We start from the raw sequence: 19,293 nt of genomic DNA, 5'->3' as shown, positions 1-19,293 counted from the left end.
ATATCTCGCCCCTGACCTGGAGACTGTTTTAAAAAGTTAGCTCAGGAAACATCCAGCAATCATAAGAAAGTTTTTGGTGAAGCTTTTTTAAAGCTTCAAAGAACGCCGCTTTTTTGAAAAAAGGCGGCGCCAAAAAACTTTTATTGTTTTTTATCAATGAGTTGTTTTCAAGCAGTCCCTCAGGCAGCGTCAAAATGTTCATCTGCCGCCATGATCGCACGCATCAGCACGTTTGCTCCCGCCACGATATCATCAGGCGCGGCATATTCCGCCTCGTTGTGGCTCAGCCCGTCACGGCAGGGAATGAAGATCATTGCCGTCGGGCATATCCGGGCCATATAGGCTGCATCATGCCCCGCGCCGGAAATGATGTCGCGATGGCTCAGTCCCGCCTTCCGGGCTGCATCGCGCACCATGCTCACACAGGCGGGGTCAAACGGCACGGAAGGCGAGCCCCAGCTCTCCTCGATTGAGAGTTCAATGGCCGCCTTGCCCGCAATGGCGGCCGCCTGCGCGCGGAAATCGGATTCCATTGCGTCAATCACGGCATCATCGGGGTGGCGCAGGTCCAGCGTCATGCGCACTTCGCCCGGCACCACGTTGCGACTGCCCGGACTTGCATCAATGATGCCGATGGTTGTCTTGGCATCCGGCCCGTGCGCTGCCGCCACCTCCGCCGCCATTACCATCAGGCGGGCCGCCGCGAGCAGGGCGTCGCGGCGCAGTTCCATGGGGGTGGTGCCTGCATGGGCTTCCTGGCCGATCAGGGTCACGTCAAACCACCGCATGCCCTGCACGCCTGTCACGACGCCAATGGTTTTGCCCTCGTTTTCCAGCACCGGTCCCTGTTCGATATGCAACTCGAAATAGGCGGCAAGCGGGTGCGCGCCACAGGGTTCATCGCCTTTATAGCCAATCGCGAGCAGGGCATCACCCAGACGGACCCCGTCACGGTCGGCAAGGCCATAAGCCTTCTCAAGCGTAAAAACGCCGCTAAAAACGCCCGATGCGGTCATGGCCGGGGCGAAACGTGCCCCCTCCTCATTGGTCCAGTTGGCCAGTTCGATTGAATGGCGCGGCACGTATCCCGCCGCCCGGAGGGCACGCAATACGGCCAGCCCCCCCAGCACGCCATAAATGCCATCATAACGGCCACCCGTGGGCTGGGTGTCGAGGTGGCTACCCATCATCAGTGGCGGCAGGGTCGGATCACTCCCCTCCAGGCGCAGGAACTGATTGCCCATTGTGTCGACCGTAAGGGAACAGCCAAGGGCCGCACCCTGGGCCGCCAGCCAGTCACGGACAAGACGGTCCTCGGCCGAAAGGGCCAGCCGGCGAATCCCGCCGCGTGGCGTTGCGCCAAAACGGGACGTGAAGGCAATGTCCTCGTTCAGGCGGGGGCCATCAATCGTGATATTGGCGTTCTTGTGCATCTGGCTCATCTTTTTTCATGCTCCTGTGCCGCTGGCGGCTGCGAAAGTCAGTATCCTGTCGCGCACGGTGTCGCGCCGGGCCAGCCCCGCCCACGCGATTGACTGGTTGCGCGTGATGTATGGGCCGTCGGCTGGATTGCGGCTGGCCCGCCATGACCTGATGCTCAGCGACAAGACCAGCCGCGCGCCCATCATGGCAGGCAGGCACGCCCGTTCCACCCGCGTGAGCGCCATAGTCTGGCAGTAACCGGAAAGGATGGCCATGAACTGCTCCACCTGGCATCGGGACAGGGGGCATGGCCGCCGCTTTCTGGATGCCTATAACAATGTAGTCCCCGCCGGGCACTGCCATCCACGTATTATGGCCGCCATCGTGGCCCAGACGGAACGGCTGAACACGCATACACGCTACCTGCATGATACCATTGTAGATTATGCGGATGCCCTGCTGGTGGTGGATACGATCTTCTCCTCCGATGGAATATTTTCTGATCCCGCCGGTTTCCTGGCCCCTGCGGTTGACGCGATCCACGAGGCAGGCGGATATCCTCAACGACACGGTGGCGCAGCACTGGAAGTTGCGCTGGCGGATGCAGGATAACGAAGGCCAGAACGGGGCTGGCAGGCAGAAGCATTGCCCCGCCCCGCTTCTTCCTGCCATCTGAGCGCTAATTCATACTTTCAAGGTAACTGGAGAACTCACGTATAAGAACATTTTTTTCACTATTTCCCTTGTAAATGATATGATAATTTTCCGTTATATTTTTCTTGCATTTTATTTCAGACAGGCTTCCATTCTCAAGTTCATCCAGAACAAGAACCTTGGGCAGCAGGGCAATCCCGATCCCGCTCATGGCCGCGCCAATAATGGTCATATACTGGTCAAACAGGGTGCCGTTGACTGCTTCGGGGTAAAAGCCCTGGTTTTCAAACCAGCGTTCCCACATATCCGGTCGGGACGTGAAGTGGAGCAGCGGCGCCTCCCCCATATCCTCCACCTGTTTTACCCGGAACCGGGCCAGCAGGGTTGATGCGCATACGGGTATGATGGGCACGGACAGGATTTCACGCACCACCATTTCGTGGTCGTCATCCGTTGGCAGGCGGATGGAGACGTCAATATTATCCTGTCGCATGTCAGAAATGAGGTTGATGTCCACATCGGGGTGCAGGACATGAAAATCCTTCAGGGCTGGCAGCAGCCAGCGTGCGCCGAGTGTTGCATCAATCCCGACATTGATGGAGCGCCCGCTCGGGCAGGCCCGGAACCCCAGCGTTGCCTGCGATATGAGGGCAAGGGCGCTGCGGATCTCGACAGCATATAATTCGCCCGCGCGTGTCAGCCTCACGGTCTGGCGGTCGCGCACGAAAAGGGGGGAGCCCAGCCGTTCCTCGAGCATGCGGATGTGGCGGCTGATGGCGCTCTGGGTCAGGTTCAGTTCACGCGCGGCGGCGGTAAAGCTCAGATGCCGCGCCGATGCCTCGAACGAGCACAGGAAAGTAATGGAAGGCAGGAAACGGCGTATGAAGGTCATGACCCGATCCTTTGTTCATCACGTAGCCACACATTTGCACGGCGGCATGAAGGCTGTTTGCGGATGGCGTAGATGGCCAGGAAAAACAGGACCGTGAGGAAACAGAACACCACGGTCGCGCGCTGGTCCGCCCGGCTGCACACGGCAAGGAACGTGACGGCACTGAACGCAATGACCAGCACCACGCACTGCATGATCATGACCGTATGCGGCACCCCGATGCGCGCCAGCGTGGTCAGGAAGGGGGAATGCCCCGGCATGACATCCTTCCACGGCGTGACAAGCAGGATCAGCAGGAGCGAACACAGGTAAAAGGAACAGATGCGCAGGCCGACACTATAGGTGACGCGGGCAATCGGCTGTTGGGGGCTGGCGGAATCCCCCGCCGCGACCGTGCCGAGTTCCGCGCCCAGCATGGTCATGACCGCCATCACAAACAGCCCGGTCGCAGCAAAGGCCAGAAGCGCGCCCGGACCTGCCTCCGCCATGGCGGAACTGCTCCCCACAAACAGGCCGCCGCCTATGGCGCCGCCCAAAGCGATCATCGAGATATGCCGCAGCTTGAGTTTGGATGATACTGCCACCGGCCCCTGCAATTCAGCATTTCCCTTTACAGGATCATGACCAATGGCAACCAGGCGGAAAACCTAGCGTGTCCTGGGCACCATCATGTTGTCAAACTGCAACATTGCATACCCTGCTCCCCCTGCAAACAACGTTTCATAATGAAGTCATAACATTTCGGAATGACCACGGGCGCAGCAGGGGTGATAGGGGTGGCGCGCAGGAAGCAGGTCTGGTGCAGGCGGGCCAGTCAGTGCACAAGCATTGCCGCAAAATGCACGGCAAGCCCTTCAAGGGATTTTTCCTGTATGGTTTCATACAGTTCGAATGGATCAATCACCTTGCGGCCCAGCGCTGCCTCCAGTTCGGCGCGCGATCCCTGGCTGTCGTAGCCCTGGCTGCTCGCGCTGCCAAGATTGGAGCGAAAGATGCCCGCGGCACTGATGGGCAGAAAGTCCTCATACGTAATCGGAATGGCCTGCACCCATCCTGCCGCCAGCCAGTCGGGCAGTGTCGTGCCGGCGGCCAAGGGCCGGGCGGCTTTCCCTTTCTGGGTCAGGGCATAGCGGAAATAGGCAAGCCGCTGTTGCCGGAGCGCTTGCAGATCATCGGGAAAATCCCGGAACGCATCCCGCAGGCGCGCGTCATGGTCGTGGCCTGCGGGGTGCTCACCCGCGCGTGCCTTGTGCAGGCAGGCATCATACAGGGTGCGGCCTTCAGGCGTCAGCGCCATGCCACGCTGTTCGATCTCGCCAAAGCGCGCCGTATGGGTGCCGCGCTGCATCGCGGCGCCATCAGGAAAGGAAATGACCTCCTCCAGCGCCTTGAAACTGGTCTGCCGGAGCAGGATGGCCTCCATGCGGCGGGGCGGGCCTTCTATGTAGTCTTTCGCATCAATGCCCCGGCGCAGCATTTCGGCCTGTGCTGCATCAATATCGAGCACGCGCGGGGTCAGGTGGTTGATATGCGGCCCCTGAAAGGCCGCGACATCTGCCACAAGCCGGTGGGCCGCATGCATCCTGCGGTAGGTCTCGATATCGACAATGGCCTCACTGTGCCAGCGGAAGATGGCCAGCACCTCGGCTATGAATTCCGGCGCGTCACTTTCAGCCACGCCGCCATTACGCTCGGCATTTTCCAGCAGGGCCAGTCCACGCGCCGATATGATCCGGCGCCCCTCAAGAACCTTTTGCGCCTGTGCGCGCAGGGCAGGGTCTTCAATCAGTTCAAGCCTGAGCAGGGACGTAAAGATACGAAACGGGCACGCGCGCAGTGCCGCCTCATCCACCGGGCGGAATGCGGTCGAATGCACCGGCACGCCAGCGGCGGCAAGGTCGTAATAACCAACCGGATACATGCCCAGCACCGCGAAGATGCGGGCAAGCAGGGCAAGCTCGGCCGCCGTGCCCACGCGCACCGCGCCATGCCGCTCAAGGTCAAGGCGCGCGCGTTCACCCGCATCGGCAAGGGACTGGTCCAGCGCCGGATCGTTGCGCAGGACCGTGGCATTGACATGCGCCACGATATCCAGAAGCGTGCCGTAAAGGGGCACCTCCTGACGGTACATGTCCGACATGCCAGCGGCAAACAGGCCGCGTAGTGAATCTGTCGTTACAAACCGGTTCATTCCCTGCTCCCGTCGCAATATGGGGTCCAGACACCCATGCCCCGCCCTTCACGCTGAAGGGCGGGGCATGGGTCGTGTCAGACGTCGAATTTGACGCCCTGCGCCAGCGGCAGGGTCCTGCCGTAATTGACGGTGTTCGTCTGCCGGCGCATGTAGCCTTTCCATGCATCCGAGCCGGATTCACGCCCGCCGCCGGTTTCCTTCTCGCCGCCAAAGGCCCCGCCGATTTCCGCACCGGAGGGTCCGATATTGACATTGGCGATGCCACAGTCGGAGCCTGCGGCCGACAGGTAGCGTTCCACCTCGCGCACGTCATTGCTGAAAATGGAGGAAGACAGGCCCTGCACCACGCCATTCTGCAGCGCAATCGCCTCTTCCAGCGTGTCGTATTTCAGCACGTACAGGATCGGCGCGAAAGTTTCCTCCAGCACCGGGCCAGCCTGCTGCGGCATTTCAACCAGGGCGGGACGGGCATAGAAGGAAGCCGCGCCATTTACATCGACCCGGCCACCGCCATGCACCGTGCCGCCAGCCTTGCGGGCGGCCTCGAGGCTGCGCTCCATGGCGCTGAAGGCATTGCCATCAATCAGCGGGCCGACCAGTGCGTCGGAGGTCAGCGGGCAGCCAACGCTGATATTCGTGTAAACCTGCTTCAGCCTGGGCACCAGCGTGTCATAGACATCCTTGTGCACGATCAGGCGGCGCAGCGTGGTGCAGCGCTGGCCCGCCGTGCCCATGGCGCCAAAGGCCACCGCGCGCAGCGTCATGTCCAGATCGGCCGAAGGCGTGACGATGGAGGCATTGTTGCCGCCAAGCTCCAGGATGGAGCGACCAAAGCGCTTTGCCACCGCCTCGCCCACGGCACGGCCCATGCGGGTGGAGCCGGTGGCCGAGATAACCGGCACGCGGGCATCATCAACCATCTGGCGGCCCGTCGCGGCATCACCGATCAGCAGGCTGGCCAGCCCTTCGGGCACGCCGCCATACGCCTTGACCGCACGCAGGAACAGCGCATGGGTGGCAAGGGCGGTCAGAGGCGTCTTTTCAGAGGGCTTCCAGATGATGGAATCACCGCAGACCAGCGCAAGGGCCGCATTCCATGCCCAGACCGCCACCGGGAAGTTGAAGGCGGAAATGATGCCAACCGGCCCCATGGGGTGCCACTGTTCCATCAGGCGGTGGTCGGGGCGCTCGGACTGGATGGTCAGGCCATAAAGCTGGCGGGACAGGCCGACCGCGAAATCGCAGATATCGATCATCTCCTGCACTTCGCCCAGCCCTTCGGACAAGACCTTGCCCACCTCGATCGAGACCAGGCGGCCAAGCGGCTCCTTGTATTCACGTAGGATATTGCCAAGGAGGCGCACCAGTTCGCCGCGCTGCGGGGCGGGCACGGTGCGCCATTGGGCAAAGGCGCTGCTGGAAGCTGCGATGACGGCGTCCGTCTGTTCGGGGCTGACCGTGACCACGCTGGCAATGGTCTCGCCCGTAACGGGGCTGCGCACTTTCAGGCTACCGCCAGTCCAGGCGCTTTCAGGCACGCCGACCTGCCCGAGGAGTGTCCGTATCTCGGCGGTGATTGTGGTCATATTGCTTCTTTTCCTTCCCGGAATGAAAACAGGATGCTGTTCTTACAGGCGATCAAAAACGGCATGAACCGCCGTTGAGCCGAAACGATAGATGTTTTCGCGCGCGATGCGCAGGGGGGGCTGCCTGATATTCGTAAGGGGCAGCGGCATGTCGGCATCCGTCAGTTCACCGCAGATGCGCCGCGCCAGTATCTGCCCGAACATGGTGCCGGGTGAAATGCCACGCCCGTTGAAGCCGCTGATGGAGAGCACCTGCTCATCCAGCCGGTGGTAGCGCGGCACGGAATCCACGGTCATGCCGATGCGGCCATACCATTCCGATTCAAACGTGATGTCGCGCAGCATGGGATAGATGCGGGTAAGGGCCCGGTGCGCCCACTGCCGGTGGATGTTGCGCTCGATCATGCCAAGCGACCCGACGCTGCCCACAACCAGCCTGCCCGCCTGGTCCAGCCGGAAAGATGTCAGGACCTCGCGCGTGTCCCACACGCCCTGCTTTTTGGGCAGGATGAGGTTGAGGCATGCGGGCGGCAGCGGGCGGGTTGCGATATTGAAATAAGGCAGATGGATCTGCTCTTCACGAATTTCGGGCCATAGGCTGTCGGTATAGGTATTGGTCGCAACAATGACCCATTGCGCCTTCACGCTGCCCCGGGGCGTGCGCACGAGCCAGCCCCCATCCTCGCGGTACACGCTTGATACGGGGCTTGCGGTATGGATTTCAGCGCCTTCCGCCATGGCGGCGGCGGCCAGTCCGCGCGCATAGGAAAGGGGCTGGATCGTGCCCGCGCGGGCATCAAGCAGGGCGGCCCTGTAAGCGTTGCTTCCCGTCAGCCTGCGGGTCTCGCCTTCACCAAGCAGGGTTACGGGCGCGCCAAGCTGCTGCCATTCCTTCTCGCGCTGCTGCAGGTTGCGCACGCCGGCGTGGTCCGGCGCGCAGTGCAACGTGCCGGTGGGCTCCGCCTCGCACATGATGCCGTATTTCCTGACCAGCGAGAAAACGACTTCCGGCCCCTGCCCGAGCAGGGAAAGCACGCGTTCGCCATAGGTCTGGCCCAGCGTACGCATCACATCGGATGGCATGAGCCACAGCCCGGCATTGACCAGCCCGACATTGCGCCCCGAACCACCATAACCGATTTCCTGGCCTTCCAGCACAACGACTTTCCTGCCCGCACCCGCAAGGTGCAGCGCTGCGGAAAGCCCGGTATATCCGGCGCCGATAATGGCGACATCGGCAGTGGTGTCCTGTGTCAGGCATCCTGTAACCGGCGCATCACAAGCGCTTTGTGCCCAGAGGCCATGGCTACGGGGGTCGTTTGTTACACCCATCTATTGCGTCCTGATTGCCTGTGATCATTCCATCACGAATCATCAATACACAAGGAGCAAGCCTTGTCTGGGCAATTGTTTCCTGATTTCCGCAAAAGGCAAAACGTTATTGCATCATACACTCATGATGAAATGGAATGACCCAATACCCTGTCCGTCCAGAAACTTGCCCGCACGCTCGCGTGCCGGCGTGTCCCTTTATTATTCCGTTATGTCATGCAGCCCGGAAACGACCCGGGAGCGACCACGGCAGAAGAAATCCGCGTCCGCTGCTGCCTGCACAGACCATTCCGGCTTTCTGTGCCGTGTTCCTGTCGGTGCCTGAGTAGCCCGTTGCCAATATCGCGCTGCCCCGCCTCCGGGTGGACTGGTCATTGCGGCATTGCTGTCGGGCTGGGTGGTCAATGCCTGCCTGCTTTCCAACGCCAAGCTGGTGCAGCCCATCGGGCAGAGCAGTTCCGTTTCCGCCTATTTTGACTGGAGCGACCTGCATGAACTGGAATATGCAGGACATGTCGCCTGATATCATCAACCATCTTGGCCTCAACTCCGATGACTTTTACAACGGGCGCTCAAGCGGTTACCTGGCGACATACGATGCAGCCCTGGCCACCCGGAAGAAGGGCGGCGGCTACCCTGCTGGCTACAGCAGGCTGAGCAACCCGACCGATGCCTCCTGTTATGAAGGCGCCACCAATGAAAATGACATCATCGGTTACCTCAAGGCCGATCTGGCACTGACCAACCGCGTGCGCGGGACCACGACGGCATATGGTCATGGTGAATCACAGCAGACAACTTTCACCACACCCTATATCGGCTCCCCCAATGCCTCGCCGCTGAGCGAACTGGTCAAGCAGCCCTCCATCCGTCGGTTTGGCGTGGTCTCGCAGGTCACAAATGATGTTGCGCACAACCATATTGGCGGCGGCGTATGGTATGAGAACAACGATTACCAGTCTCCCATGTATCAGTATGCCGAACCCAATGTCATAAACGGCGTGATACAGGCAGCCCGCTCAACCCGCTGGGGCATTTCAAGTATCCGTCTGCCAAGATCTTCAACCAGAACTGCAACACCAACACCTTTACGGCCTTCGTGCAGGATACCTATCGCCCGATCCGTAACCTGGCCCTGTATTTCGGGTTCAAATCGGTGCTCAATACGACACGGGTTGGCGATGGTTATCTTAACCAGAGTTACTATGGCAATATTGGCAACATCACCGGCGGCGAAAGCCAGACAATCGCCAGGCCCTTCCTGCCGCATATCGGCGTGGACTGGACGTTCCTTCAAAATCATGAACTGTTCATCGATATTTCAGAGAACGTCCATACCTATGCTAAATCGGGCTTCAAGCTTTCAAACTCGCCTTTTGCCGTGACAGAGGATGCCTACAATAATTCGCGCAACAGCATCCGGCCCGAGACGGCATGGACCTACGCCATTGGCTATCGTTACCATGACAAACTGCTGAACGCATCGGTTTACGCCTACCGGACCAACTTCAATAACCGCCTGCAGCAGATTTCATCCGGGCCGGGCGTCAACCCGGTTTCCACCGTGGCCAATGTGGATGGGGTGACCATGAACGGCGTCTATGCGGCCCTGACCGTCACGCCGCTGCGCAACCTCGCAATCACCAACAGTATCAGCTACAACCATGCTGTCTATGACAATAACATGACGGATTCAGACGGCCCGCGCCTTGGTCGGTTCCTGCGTAGGCTGACCCTGTCGTTCAACCTGACCAATACCCGTTATATCGCCACCATGGGCGAGAACGGCAACCCGATGACGGCCCCTTCGGCCTATATTGACCAATCCATGCTGATCGGCACGCCCCGCATGGCGTTCGGCGCCATCAAGGCGGATTTCTGACAGTTCTCTTCCATGCGGCATCATGCCGCCCGTCATGGCCCGGCCTGCCCTTCAGGGACATTGACCGGGTCATGGCGTTTTTCAATTTACAATGAAGCGAGGAATAATAATCCCTCGCTTCGATAATTTTTTCAGGCATGATGCCATTGATGACTTCCTGTCATGCAACATGTTGTCCGGTCGTCAGTCTCCGTTCCGGCATTGCACCATTTTTTATTTATAAATAACCCTTATGTATTCGCAAAATGGATAATGGGTCTTCGTGCAGCTTGTTCTGGCCCTCATCCGCCGTGACCCTGCCCAAAGAGACCGACCTGAACATATATTATATTGCAAATCGTATATGATCGTGAGATGGATATATCATTCTGAAGCCAGCCCCTTCTCCGCTGCGCGCCACAGAGGCACCCTTTCACATACCGGAACAGAAATTCATGTCAGTTCATGACACGTTCGCCCCTGCGTTTTCGTCCCGTTCCCCCTTGCGCCAGGCCATTGTGAAGGCAATCCGCCAACCCGAAGCCTTATGTGTCGAGGCATTGACCCCCGCGGCAACCCTGACTGCCGCGGAAAGCACGCAGACGGAAGCCCTGGCAACACGCCTGACCGAAGGCCTGCGGGCAGAGCGCCATCCCGGCCTTGTGGAGACACTGGTGCAGGAATTCGCCCTTTCCTCAGCCGAAGGCGTGGCGTTGATGTGTCTGGCCGAAGCCTTGCTGCGCATTCCCGACATGGCCACGCGGGATGCGCTGATTGCCGACAAGATCGGTGATGGCAACTGGCTGGCCCATGTGTCGCGTGACCGGCCGCTTTTTGCCAATGCCGCTGCCTGGGGGCTGGCGCTTACGGGTGAAGTCGTGGCCCGGCATGACGAAAAAACCCTCAGAACCGCCCTGCTTGGCCTTGTTGCCCGTGGCACCAGGCCGGTCATCCGCAAGGCGGTTGATGCCGCCATGCGGCTCATGGGCGCGCAGTTCGTGCTTGGCGAGACCATCGGGCAGGCCCGCGAGAACAGTGCCAGGCTGGAAGATGCAGGCTTTTCCTATTCCTATGACATGCTGGGCGAAGCCGCCTTTACCGCACAGGATGCAGACCGCTACCGGCAGGATTATCTTAACGCCATCCATGCCATTGGCCGCAGCGCCCAGGGTGCCAGCGTGTATGAGCGCCCCGGCATTTCCATAAAGCTTTCAGCCCTGCACCCCCGTTATGTCCGTGCCCAGCGCGAGCGGGTCATGACCGAACTGCTGGCCGTGGTGCAGGAACTGACCCTGCTGGCACGCGGTTATGATATCGGGATCAATATCGATGCCGAGGAAAGCGAACGCCTTGACCTGTCGCTCGACCTGCTCGAAGCGCTGTGCCACACGCCCGGCCTCGAAGGCTGGAACGGGATCGGCTTTGTTGTTCAGGCCTACGGCAAACGGTGCCCGTATGTGCTGGACTACATCATCGACCTCGCCCGCCGCAGCAACCGCCGCCTGATGGTCCGGCTTGTAAAAGGGGCTTATTGGGATAGCGAGATCAAGAAAGCACAGATCGACGGGCTACCCGATTTCCCCGTCTATACGCGCAAATGCCATACCGACATCAGCTACGTTGCCTGCGCGCGCAGGCTGCTGGCGGCGCGTGATGTCATCTTCCCGCAATTTGCCACGCATAATGCCCGCACGCTGGCGAGCATCCACACGCTGGCGGGTGAACCCTTTGAAGTAGGTTCCTATGAATTCCAGTGCCTGCATGGCATGGGCGAGCCGCTTTACAAGCAGGTTGTTGGCCCGACCAGACTAAACCGCCCGACCCGTATCTATGCCCCGGTTGGCACGCATGAAACCCTGCTGGCCTATCTGGTGCGCCGCCTGCTGGAAAATGGGGCGAATTCCTCCTTCGTGAACCAGATCGGCGATGAAACGATTCCGGTCTCGAAACTGGTGCAGGACCCGCTGGCCGTGGCCCATGGCTTTACACCCTATGGTGCGCCCCACCCTGAAATACGCAGGCCCTGCGACCTGTTTGGCACGGAACGCCGCAATTCCGCCGGTCTGGATCTGGCCGATGACCGGGTCCTGTCAGACCTTGCGGCCGGATTGCAGGCCGCCCCGAACAACTGGAAAGCCGCCCCCCTTGTTGTTGGCGTGCAGGCTGACGGCACGGCTCTGCCCGTTACCAACCCGGCCGACCGCCGGGATCAGGTGGGAACAGTCATCCCGGCCACACCGGAGATTGTAAAACAGGCCATAACGGCAGCTCAGGCCGCCTGCACCGACTGGGCAGGCACACCGCCCGCAGCCCGTGCCGCAATGCTGGAAAAAGCATCCGACCTGCTTGAGGCCCGGCAGGACGAACTGCTGGCCCTGCTCTCGCGCGAGGCCGGTAAATCCCTGCCAAACGGCATTGCCGAAGTGCGCGAGGCCGTGGACTTCCTGCGCTATTATGCCGCCACCATCCGCCGGGATTTTGATAACGCCACCCATGTGCCCCTTGGCACGGTGGCGTGCATCAGCCCATGGAATTTTCCGCTGGCCATCTTTATGGGCCAGATCGCCGCAGCCCTTGCCGCAGGCAATGTCGTTGTTGCCAAACCGGCGGAAGAAACCCCGCTGGTTGCAGCTCTTGCCGTAGGAATCCTGCATGAAGCAGGCGTGCCGGCAGGCGCCGTGCAACTGCTGACCGGTGAAGGCGATATCGGCGCGGCGCTGGTGGGTGATGACCGGGTCATGGGCGTGATGTTCACGGGCTCCACTGCCGTGGCGCAGGCCATCAATCGCCAGCTTGCAACACGGCGCACGCATACTGGCCAGCCTGTACCGCTGATTGCGGAAACGGGCGGCCAGAACGCCATGATTGTTGATTCCTCCGCCCTGGCGGAACAGGTGGTGGCGGATGTCGTGGCATCGGCCTTTGACAGCGCGGGGCAGCGCTGCTCCGCCCTGCGGCTGCTATGCGTGCAGGAAGACTGCGCCGATCATGTGCTGACCATGCTGCGTGGCGCCATGCGGGAGCTGAACATGGGCAACCCCGCCCTGCTTTCCACCGATGTCGGTCCGGTCATTACGGCACAGGCGGCGGATGGCATTACCCGGCATATCGAGGATTTCCGCCACAAAAAGGCACCGGTCTTTGCCCTGCCCATGCCGCAGGGCTGTGCTGATGGCAGCTTTGTTCCCCCCACCCTGATCGATATCCTGAACGTGCAGGAAATGGGCAGCGAAGTGTTTGGCCCGGTCCTGCATGTGTTGCGATATTCGCGCCGCAATCTCGATCAGCTACTGGCTGATATCAATGCAACCGGATATGGCCTGACCTTCGGGCTGCATACCCGCATTGAATCCACTGTGCAGCATGTCCTGTCACGGGTGGAGGCAGGCAACCTGTATGTCAACCGCAATACGATCGGGGCGGTCGTGGGCGTGCAGCCCTTTGGCGGGCGGGGCCTGTCTGGCACGGGGCCCAAGGCGGGCGGCCCGCTTATCCTGCGCAGGCTGCTGGCACAGACCCCTGCGCTGCCGCCACTCGTGCAGGGGCAGGCACAGCAGGCCATGACCCTATGGACGGACTGGCTGCGCGGACAGGGGGAAGTGGCCGCGGTTGCCACGGCGACAGCCCTGCGCGACAGGCCGCTGAGCGGTGGCGCTCTGGCCCTGCCCGGCCCGGTGGGGGAGGAAAACCTCTATAAGCTGAGCGCCCGTGGCAATGTGCTCTGTATCGCCACCGGCAAGGCCGCGCTGTATGACCAGATCTCGCTTGTGCTGGCCGGGGGCAATACGGCCCTCGTGCCGGGCGATGCCGTGCCGCATGCATGGTACGCCACATTGCCCGATGTCGTGCAGGCCAAAGTCAGGCCGGTGGACAACGCCACGAGCGAACCCTGTGCCGTTATCCTGAGCGAGAAGGATGACGTGGCCCTTGCCATGGCCCGGCAGGCACTATCCGTTGGCGACCAGCCGATCATCTCCGCATGGCTGACTGGCGGCGGCCTGCCCGGTGCCGAATGCGTACTTGAGGAGCAGTCCGTCAGCATCAACACCACGGCTGCAGGTGGCAATGCCAGCCTGATGACGCTGAACTGACATCATTGCCGGTCCGTCTGTGTCATGACGGGCCGGCACAGCCGACGAAAGGCAGACCATGCCCTGCCGGGTGAATAGGCCATCCAACCCGCATCCGGCGCAGCACGGCTGGATCGGGAACGCGCGACTGCAGGCAGATCAATGCAACGGCGTCCTTCCAGTCATGGCATTGTACCCTGACATGAACAGCACGGCATATGTTTCATATGCTAACTGTCTATGCCTGCCCATAGACTCCCGATAAAGTCGCACCGCCTGCGCCCGAACAGGCAGGATTTGATGCCTCACCCCTGAAAAGGACCGAAACGCCATGTTGCCATCTTCCATTTTCGATGCGGGCAACGGGCAGAAACGCGGCATCGCCTCGGTCATGATCAGCACGGCGCTACGCACCGCCATCGTGTCAGGCGTGTTACCCGCAGACCAGCCCCTGCCCCAGTCGGAACTCGCGGCGGGGTTCGGTACCAGCATCATCCCCGTGCGGGAGGCGCTCAAGCAGCTCGAAGCCGAAGGGCTGGTCGCGTTCATGCCCAACCGGGGGGCCATGGTTACGGGCATGACGGAAGACGATATTATCGAATATTCAGAAATCCGGGCCTCGCTGGAAGAAATGGCAGCCCGGCACGCCGTCAGCCGGATGTCGCGCGTTGACCTTGCGCGGATAGAGGATGCCTATGATGCCTTCGTGCAGGGGGCGGCGCAGGCAACAGGTCGGCACCGTTCGGGGGAGCTGAACCGGGCCTTTCACAACGCAATCTATGCCGCCGCCCAACGCCCGCGCCTGCTGGAAATGATTGATGACCTGCATATACGCCTCAACCGCTATATCCGCAGCCATCTGGAAATTGCAGGCCGCAAGGAGGCCACGGATATCGAACACGCGGCCATCATGCAGGCCTGCCGCCGCCACGATGCGGAAGAAGTGGCGCGTCTGACAAAGCAGCATATTCTTGAAGCCGCCGATATTTCCGTAAAGGTCATTCGCGCGCGCATGGCTACGCCCTGATACAACCGGACGGGACCATTAGAACCTATTTGAAAACAAACCGTTGATAAAAAATGATAAACGTTTTTGGGTGCCACCTTTTTTTCAAAAAGGCGGCGTTCTTCGAGGCTTTTTGAAAAAAGCTTCACCAACAACGTCCTCATGATTTGTGGATGTTGTCCGGGCTGGCTTTCCAGTCCCCAAACGGTATTCTTGATCCGGTCGGTTCATGGTGGCATCGGGTATTTATGGATATGCGCCACCACATCCCGCCGCTTGCGGCCCTCAATGCCTTTGTGGCCTATGCGCGCACGGGGGGCATCCGTCGTGCCGCCGTGGCCCTGGGGGTGGACCACGCCGTAGTCAGCCGCCACCTGCGTGACCTTGAAAATGCCCTTGGCGTTGCATTGCGCGACCGCAGCATTGGTGGCCTGACACCTGAAGGCCATGAATACCATGCCCGCATTGCCCCCCTGCTTGACGGACTGGCCCGCGCCACGGCGGATATGCGCGGCCAGAGGCCGCACCTGACCCTGACCTGTTCGCATGGCATCGCCTATCACTGGCTGCTGCCGCGGCTGGCCAGTTTCCGGCAGCTTTACCCCGGGGTGGACCTCATGCTGCGCCCGGTTGATTCCGACTGCCGGTTCAATCCTGACCCGATCGACACCGTACTCCATGCCGACATCCGCTACATTCATGACGAGGCCGATACCCCCCTGCCCCCGCGCATATGCGCCCGCCCCGTGGCGCGGCCGCCTGTTTTTCCGGTGGCCAGCCCGGCCTGCCTGCACCGCCTTGCCCATCCGCTCCGGCAGGCTGCCGACCTGCTGCATGCCCCGCTGCTGATTGAAGACAATGATACGGAATGGCGGCTGTGGTTCAGGGCGCAGTCAGTCAACGTGACGCATGTGACCGGCTGCAACCGGTTGTGGCAGGCGCACCTGGCGCTCGCGGCCGCGCGGGCGGGCGAAGGGATCGCGCTGGCCAATGCCTACCTGCTGGAAGATGACCTGCTGGCCGGCCGGCTTGTGCGGGTCAGCGCCACGGATGTCGCGTTGCGTGAGGTCTCGCTGGGGGCCTATGTCCTGCGCGCGACAAAACAGGCATGGCAGGCGCGCCCGATGGTCATGCTGCGCACCTGGCTGGAAACGCAATTCGACACCGATTCTGCGGAGGCGGTGACATCCAGTCACCACTGATCACCCAGAAAGCGCCTCCCCATCCCGATACGAACCCGTTACGGAGGCATGACCGGCGCGGTTGTCGTCACACTCCCGCCACGCACGCCACAGGGATGAAAAACAGGCCATGACACCGACCAACAGCGATCTCCTTGCCCGCCGCACCCACGCCGTGCCTCGCGGGGTCGCGACCTCCACCCCCATTTTTGCCGACCGGGCCGAAAATGCCGAACTATGGGACGTGGAAGGCCGCCGCTATGTTGATTTTGCCGGTGGTATCGCCGTGCTGAACGTGGGGCACCGCCACCCGAAGGTGCTGGAAGCCGTGCGCGCGCAGCTTGACCGCTTTACGCATACCGCGTTCCAGGTCTCGGCCTACGAGCCCTATATCGCCCTGGCGGAAAAACTGAACGCGCTGGCCCCGTTTGAGGGTCCGGCCAAGACCATTTTCTTCTCGACCGGTGGCGAGGCAACCGAAAACGCGGTCAAGATCGCGCGCGCGGCTACGGGGCGCAACGGCATCATCGCCTTTACCGGCGGGTTTCATGGCCGCACGCTTCTGGCCTCGGCCATGACCGGCAAGGTCAAACCCTATAAGGCGCCTTTCGGCACGCTGCCCGGCGAGGTCTATCACCTGCCTTTCCCTGATGGCGAAGACGTCAGCGTAGCCGATACGCTGCGCATGCTGGACTTCCTGTTTGCAGCCGACCTGCCGCCTTCAGGCATTGCTGCCATCATCATCGAGCCGGTGCAGGGCGAAGGAGGCTTCCGTATCGCCCCCACCGAACTGCTGCAGGCCCTGCGTCGCATCTGTGACGAACACGGCATCAAGCTCGTTGCCGACGAGGTGCAGTGCGGCTTCGCCCGCACGGGCCGCATGTTTGGCATCGAACATTCCGGCGTGCAGCCCGACCTTGTCTCGGTTGCGAAATCCATGGGCGGCGGCCTGCCGCTTTCAGGCGTCATCGGGCGGGCAGACCTGATGGACGCGGTTGACCCCGGTGGCCTTGGCGGCACCTATGGCGGTGCCCCGCTGGCCTGTGCGGCGGGGCTGGCCGTGCTGGACATTATCCACGAAGAAAAACTGGTGGAGCGCGCCAATGCCATCGGTGAGAAGCTGCGCCACCATATTGACCGCCTACATGCCAATACCAGCCTCCTGCCTGTCAGCCGCGCGCGCGGCCTGGGCGCGATGATCGCCTTTGATATCCTGCAAGAACACGGCAGGCCGGGCCTGCGCGCCAATGCGGCCGCCGCCATCTGCAAGCGAGCCTGTGAAAAGGGCCTGATCCTGCTCTCATGCGGCACGCAGGGCGCAACCATTCGCATCCTTGTGCCATTGACGGCATCAGATGCCATCATTGACGAAGGCATGCGCATCATCGAGCAGGTTCTGGCATAATCTCGTCCCGACCGGCACAGAACCGTCTCAGGTCCAATCGCGTCGCAGGTAGAGGCCGGTAAACCCGGGCGGCCTGCCAGCCGACAAACGGTGACTCAGGCTGTGCTCGAAAAGAGCGACGATTGGGGCGAATATTACGTCGTCAGGCAACCCACCGATATCCGAAGCGGGGAGAAGGTACTCGTCCATGTTGTGACGAACCACCCGGCCCCTTCAACCTGGCCCTCATTCCTGCGCTTCCGATCGAACGCGCACGCCTACTCGAATGACACCGGCGCTAGCCTGACCCGTCAATGGTGCCTTGAGCAGGGATTCGTGCAAGGTAGCGGCTATCGAAAGATCTCGGTCTAGCGTGAGGACGCTTTGATCGAGGGCGGCGTCGTCGCCGCCGGTCTCATATAACATCACCGAGCAGATCGCCCATGGCGTTGTTCGAGGTCGGTGTCCAAGCCGTAAGCCGTTCGGCGATTGCACAGAAGCAGCGCGTGAAGCCGGCCTGGCCGCGATGAATGTCAATCGCGTAATCGGGCTCACCAGTATGCACGATGGCACTGCGGGCATAGTAGATCGCTAGGACGCTAGCCTGATAGCTCGCCACCCCTGGCACCCTTTTCATGCAGATCCCAACCCGGCGCCGCAGGCGCTCTGCAATCGCGGGAGCATATTGCTCCGTGAGCAGCGTCTCGAACGCCACCGTTAGCGCGACGATCGCCTCCGCCTCGTTCGGTAATCATCCGGCGAGAGACGCGGGCGTATTCAGGCGGCGATGGTATTGTGGACCTGCTGGTGGGCTTTCCAGTGCCAGGGCAGGAGTTCATGGAGGCGTGGATTGGGAATGTCATTGATCCGTGCCAGGACATCAGCGAGCCATGCCTGGGGATCGACATCGTTCAGGCGCGCGGTGACGATCAGGGAATACATGGCGGCGACGCGCTCTCCGCCACGATCGGACCCGGCGAACAACCAGGCTTTCCTGCCCAGGGCGATGCCGCGCAGGGCGCGTTCTGCTGCATTGTTCGTCAGACAGATACGGCCATCTGTGAGGAATCGTGTGAATGTATCGGCACGTCTGAGAAAATAGTTCATGGCGTGGGTAACGGGATTTTTGGTCGACATGCGCCGGCAACACTCCCGCATCCAGTCGAACAGATCGTCGACCAGAGGGGCTATGTCTGTTTGACGGACTGCCAGCCGATGTTCTGGGGGCGTACCGTTGATGGTGCGCTCGGCTTGGAATATGGCGTCGATCCTGCCTACTGCCTCTATGGCGAGGGGCGCCTTGTCCCTCTCGGCGATTTTGAACAACCCTCTGCGTCCGTGGGCCCAGCATCCGGCGGAGACAACCGGCGCGGGTTGGCGTCCCGGTTTCGCCAGAGTGTTATAACCCGCATAGGCGTCTGACTGCAAAATGCCGGTCCAGCCGGTGAGATGGTCCGTGGGATGTTCGCCCTTGCGGTCCCGGGAATACCGGAACCAGACGGCTAGCGGTGCTGGCCCACCAAATGGACCATCATCACGCACGTAATTCCACAATCGTCCGGTGACTGTCCGGCCTTTCGCCAGAACCGGCACGGTGGTGTCATCCGCGTGCAGGCGTTGTGCCGCCAGCACATGCGCCCGGATCAGCGTAGTCAGGGGGGCCAGCGTCGCGGTGCAGGCTCCCACCCAGTCGGCCAGTGTCGACGTGTCG

General features: G+C 61.1%; 15 protein-coding genes. 7 read left to right on the top strand and 8 right to left on the bottom strand.

Annotated elements, in window-relative coordinates; genetic code table 11:
* Nucleotides 1-179: 179 nt before the first annotated feature.
* The gene (locus GXY01S_RS08970) at nt 180-1,433 is read right to left on the bottom strand and encodes a M20 family metallo-hydrolase (protein WP_174520939.1); all 1,254 of its coding nucleotides are present in this window, start codon (nt 1,431-1,433) and stop codon (nt 180-182) included.
* A 15-nt stretch (nt 1,434-1,448) separates the two neighbouring features.
* The gene (locus GXY01S_RS17080) at nt 1,449-1,697 is read right to left on the bottom strand and encodes an aminoglycoside phosphotransferase/kinase family protein (protein ID WP_242501239.1); all 249 of its coding nucleotides are present in this window, start codon (nt 1,695-1,697) and stop codon (nt 1,449-1,451) included.
* On the opposite strand from GXY01S_RS17080, the gene GXY01S_RS08960 reads away from it, so the two are divergent.
* Nucleotides 1,696-2,034, top strand: a complete 339-nt coding sequence (locus GXY01S_RS08960; RefSeq protein ID WP_242501238.1) for a hypothetical protein — start codon at nt 1,696-1,698, stop codon at nt 2,032-2,034. The genes GXY01S_RS17080 and GXY01S_RS08960 overlap by 2 nt on opposite strands.
* A gap of 67 nt (nt 2,035-2,101) precedes the next feature.
* Here GXY01S_RS08960 and GXY01S_RS08955 read toward each other — a convergent pair whose 3' ends face one another.
* The 5 genes from GXY01S_RS08955 to GXY01S_RS08935 form a co-directional block, all read right to left on the bottom strand.
* Nucleotides 2,102-2,968, bottom strand: coding sequence for a LysR substrate-binding domain-containing protein (locus GXY01S_RS08955; protein ID WP_061274275.1), 867 nt, complete (start codon nt 2,966-2,968; stop codon nt 2,102-2,104).
* Nucleotides 2,965-3,552 (bottom strand): hypothetical protein, encoded by a 588-nt coding sequence (locus GXY01S_RS08950; RefSeq protein ID WP_242501237.1) that lies wholly within the window; start codon nt 3,550-3,552, stop codon nt 2,965-2,967. The genes GXY01S_RS08955 and GXY01S_RS08950 overlap by 4 nt, the downstream gene beginning before the upstream one ends.
* A gap of 230 nt (nt 3,553-3,782) precedes the next feature.
* On the bottom strand, nt 3,783-5,159 hold the full coding sequence (hglS, locus tag GXY01S_RS08945; protein WP_061274271.1) for a 2-oxoadipate dioxygenase/decarboxylase HglS: 1,377 nt from the start codon (nt 5,157-5,159) through the stop codon (nt 3,783-3,785).
* A 77-nt stretch (nt 5,160-5,236) separates the two neighbouring features.
* Nucleotides 5,237-6,748: an L-piperidine-6-carboxylate dehydrogenase gene (amaB, locus tag GXY01S_RS08940; protein ID WP_061274269.1), complete on the bottom strand. Its 1,512-nt coding sequence runs from the start codon at nt 6,746-6,748 to the stop codon at nt 5,237-5,239.
* A 42-nt stretch (nt 6,749-6,790) separates the two neighbouring features.
* Nucleotides 6,791-8,080 carry an NAD(P)/FAD-dependent oxidoreductase gene (locus tag GXY01S_RS08935; RefSeq protein ID WP_061274267.1) on the bottom strand — a complete coding sequence of 430 codons (1,290 nt, stop codon included), beginning with the start codon at nt 8,078-8,080 and terminating at the stop codon, nt 6,791-6,793.
* A gap of 382 nt (nt 8,081-8,462) precedes the next feature.
* On the opposite strand from GXY01S_RS08935, the gene GXY01S_RS18935 reads away from it, so the two are divergent.
* The 6 genes from GXY01S_RS18935 (at nt 8,463) to gabT (ending at nt 17,603) form a co-directional block, all read left to right on the top strand.
* Complete coding sequence (locus tag GXY01S_RS18935; RefSeq protein WP_242501236.1) at nt 8,463-8,603, top strand: hypothetical protein; 141 nt, start codon at nt 8,463-8,465, stop codon at nt 8,601-8,603.
* A 504-nt stretch (nt 8,604-9,107) separates the two neighbouring features.
* The gene (locus tag GXY01S_RS18930) at nt 9,108-9,962 is read left to right on the top strand and encodes a TonB-dependent receptor (protein WP_306307462.1); all 855 of its coding nucleotides are present in this window, start codon (nt 9,108-9,110) and stop codon (nt 9,960-9,962) included.
* A gap of 434 nt (nt 9,963-10,396) precedes the next feature.
* Nucleotides 10,397-14,032 (top strand): bifunctional proline dehydrogenase/L-glutamate gamma-semialdehyde dehydrogenase PutA, encoded by a 3,636-nt coding sequence (gene putA, locus GXY01S_RS08925; RefSeq protein ID WP_061274264.1) that lies wholly within the window; start codon nt 10,397-10,399, stop codon nt 14,030-14,032.
* A 310-nt stretch (nt 14,033-14,342) separates the two neighbouring features.
* Nucleotides 14,343-15,038 (top strand): GntR family transcriptional regulator, encoded by a 696-nt coding sequence (locus GXY01S_RS08920; RefSeq protein WP_061274262.1) that lies wholly within the window; start codon nt 14,343-14,345, stop codon nt 15,036-15,038.
* Between the two features lie 227 nt (nt 15,039-15,265).
* Nucleotides 15,266-16,219 (top strand): LysR substrate-binding domain-containing protein, encoded by a 954-nt coding sequence (locus tag GXY01S_RS08915; RefSeq protein ID WP_061274260.1) that lies wholly within the window; start codon nt 15,266-15,268, stop codon nt 16,217-16,219.
* A gap of 109 nt (nt 16,220-16,328) precedes the next feature.
* Complete coding sequence (gene gabT, locus GXY01S_RS08910; protein WP_061274258.1) at nt 16,329-17,603, top strand: 4-aminobutyrate--2-oxoglutarate transaminase; 1,275 nt, start codon at nt 16,329-16,331, stop codon at nt 17,601-17,603.
* A gap of 756 nt (nt 17,604-18,359) precedes the next feature.
* Here gabT and tnpC read toward each other — a convergent pair.
* A partial coding sequence (tnpC, locus tag GXY01S_RS08900) for an IS66 family transposase (protein ID WP_156470302.1) occupies nt 18,360-19,293 on the bottom strand: 934 nt, incomplete at its 5' end.

This window comes from Komagataeibacter xylinus NBRC 15237, from assembly GCF_001571345.1.
GTDB lineage: Bacteria > Pseudomonadota > Alphaproteobacteria > Acetobacterales > Acetobacteraceae > Komagataeibacter > Komagataeibacter xylinus.
Note: the sequence above shows the minus strand (reverse complement) of the source record. Positions and strands in the feature narration are given on the sequence as shown.